Below are 15,593 nucleotides of genomic sequence, written 5' to 3'. Positions count from 1 at the left end.
CGGGGGTTCCGTCGTCGTGTGTGTTTAGGAAATTGTTTGCGTCTCGGAAAGTGAAGGGACCTCGACGGCGGCACGCCGGGCCCGCGCGGCCCGCACGAGTCCGCTGGAGACGATCGCCCCCACGACGGCAAGCGCCGCAAGGACTATGAACACGATGTGGTAACCGGCGGCTCCAGGGTTGGCATCCAGGATGGAGCCGTAGACGATGAAAGCGAACATCCCCGGCGCATAACCCACGAGGCATGCGATCCCGAAGGCGGTGCCGCTGGTCTCCTCGGGGATTCCAACCTCATCCATCGGGGCCCAGAACACGCCGCGCATGGTGAAGATGATGAGTGAGAACAGCAGGGTGACGATCATCGCCGGAATCTGGCTCCCCGGATCTGCCGGAAGGAGCAGCAGGACCCCTACTACCGGGATCAGGCTCAAGAACGCCAAGCGGATGTACCGGCTGGCACCCTTGAACACCTTGTCCGCCAGGACGCCGCCGATCGGGCCGCCGAGGATCTTCAGGCCGTACTGGTTGATGATGCCGTAAGCACCGACCAGCGCGACGGGAAGTCCGTAGACGTAGGTCAGATACGGGATGAAATACGTGAGTCCGCAGTAGACGACGTACACCATGAACACGGTGAAGCTCACCCACCAGAGCTGGGGCAGCTTCGCCGCGCGCCAGATTTCAGCGAGACCCGCCTTTTGTTTCCTGGGCGCTGGATTCTCACTTGTCTGGTTGCGAAGCAGCAGGAACAGAAGCACACCGACGGCGATATCAAGGATTGCGTAGAAGGCGATGGCGGCGCGGAAGCCACCAATCCCGGAACCGAGCCAAACGAAGATTCCCAGGGCGGAGAAGGCCACTGCAGTGTCCACTACGCCGCGCCCGCCCTCGAGCAGGCCGAAGAGCCGCCCCTGTTCTTTGGAACCACCGAGCTGGCGGATGCTCTTCAGCAGCGCCGGCCAGACCAGGCAGTCGGAACACACGGCGAGCAGCGCGAAGACCACCAGGAGCGTGCTGAATCCGGGGAAGGTGCTGAGGAACAGACCCAGCGCCCCGCAGCCAACGAGTCCGAGGGGGATGAGGACCCGCGTGGAGAAGCGGTCCGCGAGGTATCCGCCCACGACGAAAAGGGCTGTTGCGACGATCGAATTAACGCTCAGCAGCGTCCCGATCTCAGTATGGCTGAGGCCCATGGCTTCCTGCATGGGAACGTAGAACGCGTCCTTGAGGTTGGAGAGCTTATAGATCGTGCCGCCGGCCATGACGAGCAAGGCAAAGCGGACCCACTTGCTCCAGTCGGTGCTTTTCGTGGTCTTCCCGGGGGCTATCGCGCTCATCGTGCACCTTCCAAGGACTTGTTTGATTCCAGCTGCGACACAGCAACATCGCGCAATGAGGCGAGCAGGCCTTTCACATACTTCACCTGGTCATCGGCCCAGCCGGGTTCGGCAGCGAGCAGTTCCTCCTTGGTCCACCCGGCAGGGATTCCGGTGGTACTGAAATCGCGATATGGGATGAAGGGGTCCTCTCCCTCACCCGCGTGCCGGAATGCAGGCGCGTAGTACAGGTTCTCCTGCTCCAGAGCCAGGGCGATGACCTGCGGCTCGTCTTCGCCAAGCATCAAGAGCTCGAAGAGCATCCGCGCGCCGGGCAGGTCGTCGTCCGGACTTCCCTGGAGTACACCACGGTGGCCAAACCCGTCCCCCTCGGGGAGAATGTGAACACCTTTCAAGTGTGCCTGAAGAATGTGCGGTGCGAGCGTTGACAGGGCGTCCATCGGCCTCTCACAGGCGTTGATCATGTTCCCGAAATCGAACATTGCGTGAAGTCGCGGGTGCGAAATGCGGCGCAACAGCCCCGCAATCTCGGTAGATCGCAACTCCTCGTGCTGCTCAAAGGAGAAATGCAGGCCGTACTCGTCAGCCAGCTCAGCGAGCCAACGCAGGTCCTCCTCTATCCGGGTCAGGACATCGGAGAGTGCGCCTTCGAAGCGCGAGTAGATGCGGATATTCTCGACGCCGAGGATCCCGGCAATGCGGACTGCCTCCTCGACGTCCGCTCGCGCGGTGGTGCTGATCTCCAGGTGGGTACTGAGACGCAGGCTGCGGGCGCGGTCCGCGAACTGGCGCAACCGGTCATCGCTCATCCGGCCCAGGCTCCGCTCCTCGCCATCGAGGACGTGTATGCACACACCAGCCAGGCCATGGCGATGCGCGAAATCGAGCACGTCGTCGGGCGAAAAGTTTCCATAAGTCAGGTTGCCCAGGAGAGCGTACGCATGGCCGAACAGTCGGGCACCGTCGATTCGGTCGATCAGGGTTCGGGCGAGCTCGTCGGTCAGTCGCGGCAGGGAGTCGATCTCCTCTTCATTGAGGCGAGGTTTCAGGAGCGCCTGAAATCGAGTGTCGGCAGGGGGCATGGTTGGCTCCTTGGGGGGCGTGCGAGGGGCGGTGGGGATTGTCACACACCATTTGTACGTGGGTAATGGACGCCGAAAAAGATCCATTATGGACACTGCCGTTAAGTCCATTCAGGGCGTTGCGCCGAGCTTCTCCCAGCGATCCCACGCTGCGGCCATCCTGCCCGCCGCCTCAGCCATATGATCTTCAGCGGTCCCCGCGAACCCGATCAGCAGCGCCGGTGGCAGGCGCCGGGTTACCCGGTATTCGCCGAGGGGGTAGGTGTACACGCCACCCGCTGCGAGCCCTCGGGCCACCTCGATATCGTCCGAAGGTTCCCGAAGCCAGCCCATGACGTGAAGGCCCGCATCCACGCGTTCTGCTTGGATCCGGTGGCTTAATCGCTGATCGATCGCTTCGAGCAGGGCGTCCTGGCGAGCCGCATACAGACGCCGGGTCCGGCGCAGATGTGCATGCAAATGCCCTTCTGAGAGGAAGTCCGTAAGGGCCGCCTGGAGGACCGTCGCGGGCGGCCGGCCAATGATGGAAGATACGGAGGCGAACGGCTCCACCAGATCCTCCGGCAACACGCAGTAACCGAGCCGGATGGATGGCGCGAGTACCTTGCTGAACGAGCCCACAGTGATGACGTGCCTGCTCAGATCCAGTCCGAACAGCGTCGGAAGAGCCTTACCGCGGTAGCGAAGTTCGCTGTCGCAGTCATCCTCCACGATCCAGCTTCCGTTTCGTTCCGCCCAGGCGATCCACTCCGCCCGCCGTGCCGGACTCATTGCCGTGCCGAGCGGATGCTGCCGCGCTGGAGTCAGGCAGGCAAGACGAGCCGGGGACCCGCCGTCGAACTCGTCCGGAAGGACCGCCCCCTCCGCGTCAATGGGGACGCCCTGGACCGGGCAGCCTTGGGACTGGAAGGCGAGCCGTCCGGAAATATGGCCTGGGTCCTCGACGACGACGGTGTCGCCGGCGTCCAGGAGGAGCGCCGCGAGCACATTGAACGCCTGCTGGGCACCGGAGGTGACGATGACCTGTTCCGGCGTGCACCCCAGACCCCTGACATCGTTGACGTAGTCCGCGATCGCTTCCCGCAAGGGACGGTGGCCATGCGGATCGCCGTACCCGTTCATGAACTGCTCTGTGCTGCCGGCATGGCGCCCCAGGAGGCGCTTCCATGTAGCTGCGGGGAAGGCCGAGGCCGCCACCTGGCTGGCGACGAATGATTCCGACTCGGTGGGTGCCCAGGCGTGCGGCGCGTCCCCGGACAGACCGGCGCCCCGTGAAGAGGTGGCCGCTCCGCGTTCGGAGAGCGGTGGCCGGGTCAATGGCTGCCGCGGAGCGTGGTCACTCCATAAGGTGTCGACGTACGTGCCGTCGCCCGCGCGCGAGCGCAGGAAGCCCTCGGCGGTGAGTTGCTCGAACGCCGAGACCACCGTGATCCTGGAAACTCCCAGCTCAGCCACCAGCGTGCGGGTGGAGGGCAGGCGGGTTCCGCTTGGCAGCGATCCTGTCAGGATCTGGGTGCGCAATTGCCCGTAGAGTTGCCGATGCAGGGGCTGGGCCGCGTCGCGGTGGAGCTCGAGTCCGGCAAGGAGACGGCCGCCGGCGCTCTTCATCCCGCGGACCGCAAAGCTGATTTCACTTCTTCCGGGCCTTCAAGTCCGCAACAACCTTCGCGATCCGCCGAGCCCGCGTCTCCTCCGTCTTGGCGTCTCCAATTGGTTCCACGTACCGGCGTTGGGCACTGTAGTTCAGCGTTCCATAGAAGGCCTTGGCCTCGGGCTCAGCCTCAAGGGCCGCAGCAAGATCGTCCGGAACCTCGATCACACGTGGCTGCGTGTCCACTTCCAGGTCCACGTCCACGGTGTCGCCAGCGGACGCGCCGGTCAGGTCCCTGTTCGCGGAACTGACACCCACCATGTATTTCCCACCCATCACCGCGATGCTGCTGCGATAGCTCTGGCCGTTGATGGTCACAACCACTGGGGGCCGCTTGCCGGCATCAAGCGCACTAACTACGTCCTCAGGAACCTCAATGCCGGCCTTGTTGCCATCGCCGACGATGGTCGTGGTGAATTTCATGTCCCAAGTATGCCGTCGGCCACCCGTAGACGCACCCCGCCAGCCGGACTACGTTCGGTATAACCAACTACCAAGTGAACCGAGGAGCGCGAACCATGGACGAGCAGGATCTTCTGGAACGGATTCAGTCACTCGTGGAAGAGGAGCACCGGCTGCGTGACGCAGCGGTGGGCGGGGGAACTGAGGACGACGTGGACGGCGACGGCAGCCGCGCACGCCTGGCGCAGCTCGAGGCTCAACTCGACCAGTGCTGGGACTTGCTCCGCCAGCGCCGGGCCAAGAAGCGTGCTGGTGAGAATCCCGACGACGCCGAACCGCGTCCCATCAGCGAAGTCGAAGGCTACAGGCAGTAGTCCCGCCCGACGACAAGGAGCTACGCCCCCTCAAGCACCTGGCTGGTAGCCCACGCAACGTACTTGGCCGCGTTGGCAACGGCATCTGCGACATCCGGAACGCCATCCTTGCGCTGTGCGACGTCCAACAACTGGGCCGCAGCTACTATCCCGTGTTTGGCGAGATCCTCCGGCGTCACCGTGATTCGGCCTGCCACAGCCACCACGGGAATGCCATGGACGCTTGCGGCGTCGGCCAAGGCGATTGGAGCCTTGCCGGTGAGCGACTGCTCATCCATGGAACCCTCGCCCGTAATCACCAGGTCCGCCTCGCTAAGGTGCGAAGCCAAGCCGGTCAGCCCGGCCACCAGCGCGAAGCCGCCTTCAAGCGCCGAGTCCGTAAAGGCAAGGAACGACGCCGGGAACCCGCCGGCCGCTCCGGCTCCCGGAACGTTGACGTCCCGGCCCGTGGCTTCCCGTAGGAGCGATGCCCAGTTGCGGAGGCCGGCGTCGAGCCTTTCAACAGCATCTTCGTCGGCTCCCTTCTGGGGGCCGAAAACATGAGCGGCGCCTTCCGGCCCGAACAGCGGGTTTTGGACGTCGACGGCGATCCGGAACTTGGCTTGCGAAAGCCGCGGGTCCAGTCCGGAGACATCCAGGGCAACGACGTCGGCGAGCGAACCTCCGCCAAGAGGCACCACATTCCCGGCAGCGTCCAAGGGCTTGAGCCCCAGCGCACGCAAGGCGCCACTACCGGCGTCGGACATTGCCGAACCGCCAAGTCCCAGCACAATCTCGGTGGCCCCGGCGTCGAGCGCCGCAGCGATGAGCTGTCCACAGCCGTAACTGTGGGCCCGCAAAGAATTCTCGGGGGTGGGCTCCATGAAGGCAAGGCCGGAAGCTTGGGCGGTTTCGATGACGGCTGTGGCTCCACCGAAAGAATCTTTGCGGATGGCCCAGGAAGCTCCGACCGGCTTGAGAATTGGACCCACAACGGCGTGGTTCCGCTCATCGTAACCGGCGGCGATAGCGGCATCGAGTGTGCCTTCACCACCGTCAGCTACGGGAAATTGGGTGGTTACGGCGTCCGGATAGACTCGCAGTGCGCCCTCGGCCATGGCTGATGCGGCTTCCGCGGCGGTGAGGGATCCCTTGAACTTATCCGGGGCGATGAGGATACGCATGGGTCCATCTTGCCAGCTTTGCCCGGAAAGCGGTTGCCGGTTACGAAGATTGCGTCACTCGTTCAGCGCGCGAACTGGGGAACCCTCAAGCCACCCCTTGACGTCCTCGAATGCACCGCCATAAAACTGCCGGTAGCTCTCGTGCGTCACATATCCGATGTGCGGCGAGAGCACGGTTCGCGACGAATGAAGCAAGGCATGTCCGGCGGGCAGGGGCTCCTCGTCAAAGACATCCATGGCAGCGCCACGAATCCAGCCCTCTTCCAGCGCCCGGATCAGCGCTGCCTCGTCCACCAGCGGCCCCCGTGCGGTGTTGACCAGAACGCCCTCAGGTCCAAGCAGCCGCAATTCCTCCTCGCCAACAATGCCTTCCGTCCGCTCAGACAAACGCAGATGCAAGGTCACGACGTCGGACTCGCGGAACAGCTCCTCTTTGCCCACCCTTCGGGCACCGGCAGCCTCAGCCGCCTCCGCCGTCAGGTTCTGGCTCCACGCCAAAACATCCATGCCAAAGGCTTTCGCGTAGCCTGCAATCCGCTTCCCGATCTTGCCGAGGCCGACGATTCCCAGCGTCTTGCCTTCGAGTTCAAACCCGACGGCGGTCTGCCAGTCGCCTGCCCTCAGCGAGTTTTCCTCCACAACCAGGTTGCGGGCAAAAGCGAGCAGCAACGCCCATGTCATCTCCGGTGCCGCTGCCGGTGAACCGCCCGTTCCGCACACCAGGATGCCACGCTCCGACGCAGCCTCAAGGTCGATCGCAGCATTGGCCATGCCCGTGGTCACGAGCAGTTTCAGGTTGGTCAATGACTCGAGCACCCGGCGCGGGAAACGCGTCCGTTCGCGCATCGCCACAATGATGTCGAACGGCGCCAAAGCTGCCACAGCCTGCTCTTCGGAAACAAAAGGTGCGCTGAAAACGCTGACCTTCACGCCGTCGTCGAGCAGCGAATCCCAAGGGGCGTAGTCACTGGCAACCTGCTGATAGTCATCAATGATGGCCAAGCGGTAACTCGTCACGTCATTCTCCTCGCGCGGCGGCTGGTGGTAGAAACACCATCTCACGTGCACCGGCGGGTGGGTGCGCATTTTCCGGTAATGCGCTTGACTGGAAATTGAACCCTTCCCGTTCCGAAGGAGATGCGTTGACAGAGCCCAAGATGATGCCAGCCCTTCCCAAGCCCGAGCATCCCCGTCCCCAGCTTCTCCGCGCGAACTGGATGAACCTCAACGGAACCTGGGGTTTTGAGATCGACGCCGGCGACTCGGGTTTGGAGCGCGGACTCGCCAGGCGCGAGCTCACCAGTGAGATCCTGGTGCCGTTTGCCCCGGAATCGGTTCTTTCCGGAATTGAGCACGTGGATTTCATGGAAGCTGTTTGGTACCGACGTACGGTGACCATCCCCCAGGAGTGGGCCGGCCAGAACGTCCTCCTGCACTTCGGCGCCGTGGACCACGACGCGACTGTCTGGGTAAACGGCATTGAAGTGGCCCGCCACAGGGGTGGTTTCACCCCCTTCACCGCCGATCTTGGTGGAGTGGCCGAGCCCGGCACGGAAGCGGTCATCGTTGTCCGTGCACGTGACTCGCGGCACGAAATGCAGGCACGGGGCAAGCAGGCAACCTGGTACAACAACACTCATTGCCAGTACACCCGCACCACGGGAATCTGGCAGACGGTGTGGATGGAAGCTGTCCCGGAGGTCCACGTTAAGCGCCTCCGAATGACTCCCAATCTGGCCGGTTCCAGCATCACGATTGAGGTTCCGATCAGCCGGAACCGCGCAGGGCACACGGTGACTGCTGTCCTCAGCGATGAGGGCGGTACAAATGTGGAATCTACGGCCAGAGCCGACTTGGATCTCACGCCAACATTGCCGCTGCGCATTCCCGCTGGATCCCTGCGCCCTTGGTGCATAGAGGACCCCTTCCTTTACGACCTTGAGGTGACAGTCCGGGATGCTGCCGGAACAGTCGTTGACCGCGTCAGCAGCTACGCGGCCGTTCGTTCAGTAGCCCTTGACGGCAAAGTGGTTCGTCTAAATGGCAAGTCCGTGTTCCAGCGATTGGTGCTGGACCAGGGATATTGGCCGGAGTCACTCATGACCTCGCCGGATGACGCTGCGTTGGTCAAGGACATCGAGTTGTCCATGGCGGCAGGATTCAACGGTGCACGACTCCACCAGAAAGTGTTCGAAGAGCGCTTCCTCTACCACGCAGACCGGCTCGGTTACCTGGTCTGGGGCGAGTTCGGCGACTGGGGCGTCTCCGGAGGAGGAACCATTGGCCACAACCAGAAGCCAACAGCGAGTTTCGTAGCCCAATGGCTTGAGGTGCTACAACGCGACTTCAACCATCCCTCGATCATCGGATGGTGCCCGCTCAACGAAACGCACCAGATCCTGCACGATCGGCTCACGGTATTGGATGACGTCACGCAGGCCATGTTCCTTGCCACGAAATTGGCCGACCCCACACGGCCTGTCATCGACGCATCCGGATACTCCCACCGCATCCGCGAAAGCGACATCTACGATTCCCATTCCTACGAGCAGAATCCGGAGCAGTTCCGGATTGAGCAGCAGGGCCTTTCGGACGGGAAACCATTTGTAAACCGGAATCCACAGGGCGAAGAATACTCCGTGCCTTACGCTGGCCAGCCGTACTTCGTCTCCGAATTCGGCGGCATTTGGTGGAATGAAACGGAGGCTCGCCAAGCAGCGCCAGAAGCGGGCCTCGGAACGGATGTTTCGACGTCGTGGGGTTACGGCCAGCGCGTCAGCAGCGAGGAAGAGTTCTACGCCCGGTTCGACGGACTATGTGGCGTGCTCCTGGATAACCCGGACATGTTTGGTTACTGCTATACGCAGCTGACGGATGTCTTCCAGGAAAAGAATGGCATCTTCACTTTCGATCGCGGAGCCAAGTTCGATCTCGAGCGGATCCGGGCCAGCCAGGTCCGTAAGGCAGCCATCGAAGCCCGCCGAGATGGCATTTGATGACAATGTTGCAGCCTGGGACTGTCATCAAATGCCACTTCGACGCGAAGCGTCGCCCTAAACCCACTGCCCCCGGCGCACCATGACGTCCTTCAGCAAGTCCAGCCGGTCGGACACAATTCCGTCAACGCCAAGGTCCAGAAGTCGTTCCATCTCCGCGGAATCGTTGATGGTCCAGACGTGAACCTGCACGCCCACGCGGTGCGCGCGACGAACAAAACCGGCAGTTACCACCGGAAACCGGCCGTACCGGACCGGCACCTGGAAAGCGTCGACGCCGCTGAGCACCTTGCGGGCCAGGCCCGCCGGCAGCACGGATCCAAGAAGTACGAAAAGCGCCGTCAGGGTGCTTCCAGCCGAAGAAGCGGTCCGCTGGCTGAGGAGTTTCAACACTGCACGTCGACGCCGGTCGGAGAAACTCGTCACCAACACCCGGTCATGGATGCCGTGCTTCTCGATAGCTTCGGCCATCGATTTAACGGAATTCCAGTCCTTCACGTCCAGGTTCAGGCGGGCATCGGGAAACGCAGCTACGAGCTCGTCAAAAGTCGGCACAGGTTCCACTCCGCCGATGCGGGCCTTGGCTACCTCGTCTGCCGTTAATTCGGCGATCCGCCCGGATGAATCCGTGACCCGGTCCAGGGAAGCATCATGGAAAACGAGCAGGACGCCGTCTGAAGTGGTGTGTACGTCGGTTTCAAGGTGCAAAGTGCCCAGCTCAACCGCGGCCCTAAACGCAGTCAGGGAGTTCTCCATCCCATGCAGGGAGAATCCCCGGTGGGCAAAGGCCACCGGGCCCACAGTGCCATCCTTGCGGAGGAAATATGGCAGCGTCACACCCGAAGCGTAGCCCATCTCGCATAGGCGCCTACGCTTCCTCGGTGACCGTCACCTTCTCCAGTGGGACCACGGCCACCCCATCGCTGACGTGCACCAGCGTACGGCCGCGACCGCCGTCGAGCTCCACCCAAACTGCCGTTGCGTCGCCGGTAACGGCGTCCACTATGCCGGCCGATTCGTACCCGGGCGTTAGGGTCACGCTCACGCGGTCGCCTTGGCGAAGCGACCTCCAGTGGTGATCCGGTTCGATCCGCCGCAACGGAGCGGTGTTGAAGTCGTTGATCCTACGCTTGGCCATGATTCCCCTACATCCAACAAGCAAAACGTGTCTGTGGCTGAGAGCCTACGGGCGCAAGTTGAACGCGGGTTGTATGGAGACTGGGAAGTTGGTGACAGCTTTGCGGAGCATCAGGGCTGCCAAACTAGTGGCATGACTGTATTGATTGCCGGGTGCGGTGACCTTGGAACCGAAGCAGGACTGCGTTTCGCAGAGCTGGGCCATGACGTGATCGGGCTTCGCCGTTCCCCGGAAAAGCTCCCGGCGGGGATACAAGGCATGCGCGCGGACCTCGCACTTGGAGTCCCGGTCATCCCAGCAGATGTGAACATCGTTGTGGTCGCAATCGCCGCCGATTCTTCCACCGAGGAAGCATACCGGGCCGCGTACATAGACGGCCTCCGAAATATTCTGGATGCCTTGGATCGTGATTCTGTTGAACCGGAACGCATCTTGTTCGTCTCCTCCACAGCCGTCTATAAGGACTCCGACGGAGCGGTGGTGGACGAGACCACACCCACCGAGCCCACGCGCTTCAGTGGCAAAGTCCTGGTGGAGGCTGAAAATATGCTCCTTACCCGCACCCGGGAAACGGAAACTCAACCCATCGTCCTTCGGCTCGGCGGCATTTACGGTCCCGGGCGGACTCGACTGATCGACCAAGTCCGCTCAGGGCAAGCCGTGATTCCGGCGAGCCCCCGGCACACCAACCGTGTTCACAGGGACGACGCCGCGGCCATGATCGTGCACCTCACCACGATGGACCGGGACCCGGATCCGGTCTACGTAGGCGTGGACGACCACGCGGCCGAGATGGGTGACGTCATGCGGTTTCTTGCTTTGGAAATGGGAAACCCGGAACCACCAATGGCGTCGGAAGACCAACACGGCGGCCCCGGGGACAAGCGCTGCTCCAACCAGAGGCTTCGCGAAACTGGCTTCGAGTTCGCCTTCCCCACTTACGTTGAGGGCTACCGCGCCGTGCTGGCTGGCCAGGGTGTACGCCACCCGTGACGCAGCCACGTGTCTTTCGTGCCTGACGTTGCTAGACCGTTTGCTCCGTTAGTTTCGCCTCGAGGATCTGCGCCACTCCGTCGTCGTCGAAGTGGGGCGCCTGCTGCCCCGCAGCGAGGATCGCTTCCGGGTGGCCGCTGGCCATCGCGTAGCCGTGACCGGCCCAGCGGAGCATTTCGATGTCGTTGGGCATATCCCCGAATGCAACGACGTCGGCGGCGTCGATCCCCAGAGACTCGGCGTACTTCGCGAGGGTGACGGCCTTGTTGATGCCGGGCACTGACATCTCGAGCATTGCGGTGCGCGGTGCCGAGTGCGTCGTGCTGACCAGATGGGCCACGGCAGGCTGAACTTCGGCAAGGAATTCGTCCGGGGTGCCTTTGCGGGTTATGGCGAGGAACTTCACGACGGCGTCATCCGCCGTCAGCGTCTGGTCCAGCGGTGCGGGGGTGAACTCCGCAAGCAGCTCGCTTGTTTCGTTCTCGAGGAAGCCCGGCTCCAGTTGGAAACCAGTCAGCGTTTCCACGGCGAACAAAGCATCCGGCCGGAGGGACTTGATGATGCGGCGCGCCTCGAAGATGGATTCAATGTCCAATGTGCACGAGGAAATGGGCTTCTCAGTTTCGAGATCCCAGACCACTGCGCCGTTGGAACAGATCACGATACCGCTGTGCCCCAGTTGTTCCTGGAGCGGGTACAACCACCGCGGGGGGCGGCCCGTTACGAACACAAGCTCCACCCCGGCGTCTCGGCATGCTTTGAATGCCTTGACGGTCCGATCACTGATCTTGCCGTCATGACCGAGGATGGTGCCGTCAATATCACTTGCTACGAGACGCATCATGTCAGTCTACGTGGCTGTTGAGAACCCAAATGCCGCAGCTAACGCTCGAACATGCCAGTGATGGTTCCGCGCGCCAACGTATGCGCAGGAAGGACTGAGGCAAGTATGCGCGCCTCGGAATCCTTTGCGATGCCCAGGTCCTCCACGTCCAGCGCATGTACAGCCACTACGTAACGATGCGGTCCATGCCCTCTGGGAGGCGCCGCCCCAACATAGCCGCTGCGGCCGCCGTCGTTCTTTAACTGGAGCGCACCGGCAGGCAACGCGTGGCCGCCCTTGCCCCCGGAACCGGCCGGAAGACTTGATACCTCAGGAGGAATATTAAGTACGGCCCAATGCCAGTAGCCCCCAGGGCCGGGAGCGTCGGGATCCCACATGGTGACCGCGAAACTCCTGGTTCCGTCCGGAGCTCCGCTCCAGCTCAGCTGCGGAGATATGTCTTGGCCGCCCGCACCCAGAATCCCGCTCCGCTGATCGGGGCCGAGAGTATCGCCGTCGTTGAACGACTCGCTCGCAACCTGTAATTCGTGGTCTTGCATGCGCACCTCCTCTTGGCCGGACTACACCGGCAAATGTTCTGGCTGGCAACAGTTTTAGCTGGCAACAGCCCGGTGGTTGAGCTCAGCCCGTGTGGGCGGATTGGCGCCGGCGCGGGACACCGTGACCGCGGCGGCACGGGTCGCATGATCCATGATGGCGGCGAGGGTTTCAGCCGGCATGGCTCTGAGTGCCCCACGGTTTTGCGCACCGTCCAGCCCGCGGTCCACTATTGCTGACAGCAGCCCCGCCATGAACGAATCGCCGGCACCAACGGTATCCACCACCGTCACGTTAGGCGCCGGGACCTGGGTCTCGCCGATGGCCGTGATTCCCCACGGACCACGCGCACCCCGCGTCACCACCACCAGCGCGGGTCCTCCCGTACCTCCCAGCGACAACCAGCGGCGTGCCGATTCCAGCGGATCAACGCCCGGATAGAGCCATTCAAGATCTTCGTCGGAAGCCTTCACGACGTCGGAGAGCACCACAAAGCGTTCGGCCTGCCGCCGTGCGTAATCGCGATCGGTAATGATGCTGGGGCGGCAGTTGGGATCGAAGCTTATGGTGCTGCTCGGGTGGGCATGCTCGACGGCTGCAAGCACGTCCGCGGCACCGGGCTCCAAAGCCGTGGCTATTGAACCTGTATGCAGCAAGGTGGCTCCCTGCAGCATGAGCGGCAACCGCTCGCCGAGGCCCGGCAAATCCCAGGTGAGATCGAAGGCGTAGGTGGCGGCGCCGTCGTCGTCGATCACTGCGGTGGCTATGCTCGTGGGTTTGCCGTCGGGCGGAAGGGGGACCATCACGGAACTGGACCGCAGGTGCGCCGCAACGGAATCGCCGTACGCGTCCTGGCCAAAACGCCCGATGAACTGCACGGGGTGATCCAAACGCGCCAAGCCAACGGCGACGTTGAGCGGACTGCCGCCAACGTGCGCCTCGATTCCGCTGGGGCGCTGCACAACGTCAACCAAGGCCTCGCCAATCACAGTCAGCATGGGACCACTCTGCCAGAGGAAGGGCGGCCGCTACCAGTGATTCAGGAGAGCAGGCGTTGTACCAATTCGCGGCATTTCTTGTAAGCCACGGCCTTTGGATCTATGAGATCGAAGTGATCCCCTGGGACACGCAGCAATTGCGCTGCGCTGCCGGCTGCTGTTGCCGCGGCGACGTAGGCCTCGGACTGGCTGACCGGAACGTCCTCGTCGTCGGTAGCGTGGACGGCGAAAACCGGAACATCAATAGGCAGGGAACTCATGGGATCCGCGTATTTATGCCTTTTGGGGTATCTTGCAGAATCGCCGCCCATGAGGTTGCAGACGGCACCGTTGCTGAGGTTCAGTTTTTCGGCTGCAGCCAGGTTCAGCAAGCCGGACTGGCTGACGACGCCCGTCAGGTGGACGGCATTATCCTCCGGTGCACGCACCAGTTGACGGTCGGCGTCGGGCGTTCCGATGGCCGAGAGGCGCTGCCGTCCGGCGGCCCACACAGCCAGGTGACCGCCGGCGGAGTGACCCAAGGCCACTACCTTGCCAAGGTGGAGCTCGTGCTTTCCCGCGATTTCGGCGAGATGGTCAATGCCGGCCAGGATGTCTTCGAATGTATGGGGCCAACCACCGCCGTTGCCGGCCCGCCGGTATTCAAGGTTCCAGGCGGTAATTCCATGCGCCGCGAGGTCGCGGGCCAGGGGCTCGCCGAGCTCGGCGCCGTACTGTGAGCGCCAGTAGCCGCCATGGATCACCACCGCGACACCACCCTTGACGGCTGACGCGCCGCGATGGTTTCCGTTGTTCGGTTCAGGTATGAAGAGTTCGCCCCATTGACTGGGGTGTTCGCCGTAGCTGTACTTGTGCCGCAACATTGCGCCCTCCTTTGTACCGAGCCTATCGTGACGTCCCGCAACTTTGGCTAGGGCACCCCGACGGCGGGTGGCCCGCGCCAGTGTCGGACCCGCCCCGTAAGCTGGGGGCATGGCAAGCAATTGGGACAGCCTGGACCAGGACCAGCGCGATGCAGTGGACGCGAACGTGGCGCTCTATGAGCGTGTTCGCCCTGCCCTGAAGCGGGTCACGCGGGATGTGCTGCTGACCCTAAGGGACATGCTCAACGACGCCGAGGTCACTCCCCTGTTTGTTACCGGGCGGACCAAAACAGTGGAATCGTTCCGCGAAAAAATCTCACGCACGGATGATCCTCTGGAGCCGGGCGGCCCACGTGTACTCAAATTCCCGGACCCTTTCCGCACCTTGAATGACATGGTGGGCATCCGAGTCATCACCAAATTGCCTGCCGAGAACGCAGCCGTAGCCAACATCATCAAGAGGCAGCGCCAGCTCTTCGACTGCCGTGGAGACCGCGAGAAGGACATCGGTTCCATCGAATCGGGCACGTACGGTTACTCCAGCCGGCACCTCATCCTGCGAACCATCCAGAATGAGGCCGTCAAGGAGTATCAGCATGTCTTCAACCCGGACATGCCTGCCAACGGCAGCTACTTCTTCGAGTGCCAGATCCGCACGGTCTTTGCGCACGCCTGGAGCGAGATCGAGCACGATATCCGGTTCAAGGCGGAGGATCCGCGTGCATGGACCCCGCATTTCGACCGCCAGTTCACAGCCACTGCGGCCATGTTGGAAACCGTGGAAAGTGCCTTCGCGGACCTCCATGAGCGGTACGAAGAGGTCAGAAGCTATTGGGACCTGCACGGCGAGGGTGCTTCCCCGCTGACTCCCAACCGCGTGCGGGACGTCTGGCGTACGCTCCTGCCTCACGTTGACCGTAAAGTTGATGACGACTGGGGGTGGGCTGCCGAACTCCTGGCCGCCCACGGACTCACCAAAACCGTGGAACTCGCGGGGCTCCTTAGCGCCAACCGGATCACGGAGGTCCGCAAAGCCCTGGATCACCGCTACTCCCCGGGCCCCGACCGCCTCCTGGATGACCTCCTGCTGTGGCAGTACGGAACCGAACACATTGACCTCACCGCTGAGGCGCCCGACGTCGTTCCGCACCCGCGGCGCGATAGCCTCCAGCGGCGTCTGAAGCAGATTGAGCGTTACCGCCAGACTGCACTGTAAG

General features: G+C 62.8%; 16 protein-coding genes. 4 read left to right on the top strand and 12 right to left on the bottom strand.

Features of this window, described 5'->3' with window-relative positions; translation table 11 throughout:
• Positions 1–24: 24 nt before the first annotated feature.
• From AC6I99_RS00305 to AC6I99_RS00290, 4 genes are all read right to left on the bottom strand, one after another.
• Positions 25–1,335 (bottom strand): MFS transporter, encoded by a 1,311-nt coding sequence (locus AC6I99_RS00305; protein ID WP_497959752.1) that lies wholly within the window; start codon positions 1,333–1,335, stop codon positions 25–27.
• The gene (locus AC6I99_RS00300) at positions 1,332–2,417 is read right to left on the bottom strand and encodes a sugar phosphate isomerase/epimerase family protein (protein ID WP_497959751.1); all 1,086 of its coding nucleotides are present in this window, start codon (positions 2,415–2,417) and stop codon (positions 1,332–1,334) included. Before AC6I99_RS00300 ends, AC6I99_RS00305 begins: the two co-directional genes overlap by 4 nt.
• A gap of 111 nt (positions 2,418–2,528) precedes the next feature.
• Positions 2,529–4,025, bottom strand: a complete 1,497-nt coding sequence (gene pdxR, locus AC6I99_RS00295; RefSeq protein ID WP_497943939.1) for a MocR-like pyridoxine biosynthesis transcription factor PdxR — start codon at positions 4,023–4,025, stop codon at positions 2,529–2,531.
• Between the two features lie 22 nt (positions 4,026–4,047).
• Positions 4,048–4,491, bottom strand: coding sequence for a YdeI/OmpD-associated family protein (locus tag AC6I99_RS00290; RefSeq protein WP_497943940.1), 444 nt, complete (start codon positions 4,489–4,491; stop codon positions 4,048–4,050).
• 95 nt (positions 4,492–4,586) lie between these two features.
• On the opposite strand from AC6I99_RS00290, the gene AC6I99_RS00285 reads away from it, so the two are divergent.
• Complete coding sequence (locus tag AC6I99_RS00285) at positions 4,587–4,844, top strand: DUF2630 family protein (RefSeq protein WP_224094554.1); 258 nt, start codon at positions 4,587–4,589, stop codon at positions 4,842–4,844.
• Positions 4,845–4,864: 20 nt separating this feature from the next.
• Here the strand turns inward: AC6I99_RS00285 and AC6I99_RS00280 are convergent, their stop codons facing one another.
• Both AC6I99_RS00280 and AC6I99_RS00275 read right to left on the bottom strand, forming a co-directional pair.
• Entirely contained in the window at positions 4,865–6,007 is a 1,143-nt protein-coding gene (locus tag AC6I99_RS00280; protein WP_224094553.1) for a glycerate kinase, read from the bottom strand.
• A gap of 54 nt (positions 6,008–6,061) precedes the next feature.
• A complete protein-coding gene (locus AC6I99_RS00275; protein WP_497959750.1) occupies positions 6,062–7,024 on the bottom strand; it encodes a D-2-hydroxyacid dehydrogenase family protein in 963 nt (320 codons plus the stop codon).
• 140 nt (positions 7,025–7,164) lie between these two features.
• Between AC6I99_RS00275 and AC6I99_RS00270 the strand changes: the two genes are divergently transcribed.
• A complete protein-coding gene (locus AC6I99_RS00270) occupies positions 7,165–9,003 on the top strand; it encodes a glycoside hydrolase family 2 protein (RefSeq protein WP_497961905.1) in 1,839 nt (612 codons plus the stop codon).
• Between the two features lie 57 nt (positions 9,004–9,060).
• Here the strand turns inward: AC6I99_RS00270 and AC6I99_RS00265 are convergent, their stop codons facing one another.
• Both AC6I99_RS00265 and AC6I99_RS00260 read right to left on the bottom strand, forming a co-directional pair.
• Positions 9,061–9,858: a glycerophosphodiester phosphodiesterase family protein gene (locus AC6I99_RS00265; protein ID WP_497959748.1), complete on the bottom strand. Its 798-nt coding sequence runs from the start codon at positions 9,856–9,858 to the stop codon at positions 9,061–9,063.
• Positions 9,859–9,871: 13 nt separating this feature from the next.
• Positions 9,872–10,141, bottom strand: coding sequence for a hypothetical protein (locus tag AC6I99_RS00260; RefSeq protein WP_224165965.1), 270 nt, complete (start codon positions 10,139–10,141; stop codon positions 9,872–9,874).
• 132 nt (positions 10,142–10,273) lie between these two features.
• Here AC6I99_RS00260 and AC6I99_RS00255 point away from each other — a divergent pair, with 132 nt between their 5' ends.
• Positions 10,274–11,134 carry an SDR family oxidoreductase gene (locus AC6I99_RS00255; protein ID WP_497959746.1) on the top strand — a complete coding sequence of 287 codons (861 nt, stop codon included), beginning with the start codon at positions 10,274–10,276 and terminating at the stop codon, positions 11,132–11,134.
• Positions 11,135–11,165: 31 nt separating this feature from the next.
• Here the strand turns inward: AC6I99_RS00255 and AC6I99_RS00250 are convergent, their stop codons facing one another.
• From AC6I99_RS00250 to AC6I99_RS00235, 4 genes are read right to left on the bottom strand one after another with little or no spacing between them, the layout of a single operon-like run.
• On the bottom strand, positions 11,166–11,975 hold the full coding sequence (locus tag AC6I99_RS00250) for an HAD family hydrolase (RefSeq protein WP_497959744.1): 810 nt from the start codon (positions 11,973–11,975) through the stop codon (positions 11,166–11,168).
• A 41-nt stretch (positions 11,976–12,016) separates the two neighbouring features.
• A complete protein-coding gene (locus tag AC6I99_RS00245; RefSeq protein ID WP_497959742.1) occupies positions 12,017–12,517 on the bottom strand; it encodes a YbhB/YbcL family Raf kinase inhibitor-like protein in 501 nt (166 codons plus the stop codon).
• Between the two features lie 54 nt (positions 12,518–12,571).
• The gene (locus AC6I99_RS00240; protein WP_309930349.1) at positions 12,572–13,513 is read right to left on the bottom strand and encodes a carbohydrate kinase family protein; all 942 of its coding nucleotides are present in this window, start codon (positions 13,511–13,513) and stop codon (positions 12,572–12,574) included.
• A gap of 41 nt (positions 13,514–13,554) precedes the next feature.
• A complete protein-coding gene (locus tag AC6I99_RS00235) occupies positions 13,555–14,376 on the bottom strand; it encodes an alpha/beta hydrolase (protein WP_224094542.1) in 822 nt (273 codons plus the stop codon).
• Positions 14,377–14,485: 109 nt separating this feature from the next.
• Here AC6I99_RS00235 and AC6I99_RS00230 point away from each other — a divergent pair, with 109 nt between their 5' ends.
• A complete protein-coding gene (locus AC6I99_RS00230; protein ID WP_216924310.1) occupies positions 14,486–15,592 on the top strand; it encodes a GTP pyrophosphokinase in 1,107 nt (368 codons plus the stop codon).
• The last annotated feature ends 1 nt before the right edge of the window (position 15,593 follow it).

This window comes from Arthrobacter sp. TmtSoilC77 (genome assembly GCF_059739415.1).
The sequence above is the reverse complement of the archived record's forward strand: the minus strand, read 5'-3'. Positions and strand labels throughout refer to the sequence as shown.

Bases quoted from the DNA above. Each gene is read 5' to 3' on its own strand.
- AC6I99_RS00280 (WP_224094553.1), bottom strand. From the start codon at position 6,007: ATGCGTATCCTCATCGCCCCGGATAAGTTCAAGGGATCCCTCACCGCC.
- AC6I99_RS00290 (WP_497943940.1), bottom strand. From the start codon at position 4,491: ATGAAATTCACCACGACCATCGTCGGCGATGGCAACAAGGCCGGCATT.
- AC6I99_RS00245 (WP_497959742.1), bottom strand. From the start codon at position 12,517: ATGCAAGACCACGAATTACAGGTTGCGAGCGAGTCGTTCAACGACGGC.
- AC6I99_RS00240 (WP_309930349.1), bottom strand. From the start codon at position 13,513: ATGCTGACTGTGATTGGCGAGGCCTTGGTTGACGTTGTGCAGCGCCCC.
- AC6I99_RS00255 (WP_497959746.1), top strand. From the start codon at position 10,274: ATGACTGTATTGATTGCCGGGTGCGGTGACCTTGGAACCGAAGCAGGA.
- AC6I99_RS00230 (WP_216924310.1), top strand. From the start codon at position 14,486: ATGGCAAGCAATTGGGACAGCCTGGACCAGGACCAGCGCGATGCAGTG.
- pdxR (WP_497943939.1), bottom strand. From the start codon at position 4,025: ATGAAGAGCGCCGGCGGCCGTCTCCTTGCCGGACTCGAGCTCCACCGC.
- AC6I99_RS00260 (WP_224165965.1), bottom strand. From the start codon at position 10,141: ATGGCCAAGCGTAGGATCAACGACTTCAACACCGCTCCGTTGCGGCGG.
- AC6I99_RS00285 (WP_224094554.1), top strand. From the start codon at position 4,587: ATGGACGAGCAGGATCTTCTGGAACGGATTCAGTCACTCGTGGAAGAG.
- AC6I99_RS00270 (WP_497961905.1), top strand. From the start codon at position 7,165: ATGATGCCAGCCCTTCCCAAGCCCGAGCATCCCCGTCCCCAGCTTCTC.
- AC6I99_RS00265 (WP_497959748.1), bottom strand. From the start codon at position 9,858: ATGGGCTACGCTTCGGGTGTGACGCTGCCATATTTCCTCCGCAAGGAT.
- AC6I99_RS00305 (WP_497959752.1), bottom strand. From the start codon at position 1,335: ATGAGCGCGATAGCCCCCGGGAAGACCACGAAAAGCACCGACTGGAGC.
- AC6I99_RS00300 (WP_497959751.1), bottom strand. From the start codon at position 2,417: ATGCCCCCTGCCGACACTCGATTTCAGGCGCTCCTGAAACCTCGCCTC.
- AC6I99_RS00235 (WP_224094542.1), bottom strand. From the start codon at position 14,376: ATGTTGCGGCACAAGTACAGCTACGGCGAACACCCCAGTCAATGGGGC.
- AC6I99_RS00250 (WP_497959744.1), bottom strand. From the start codon at position 11,975: ATGCGTCTCGTAGCAAGTGATATTGACGGCACCATCCTCGGTCATGAC.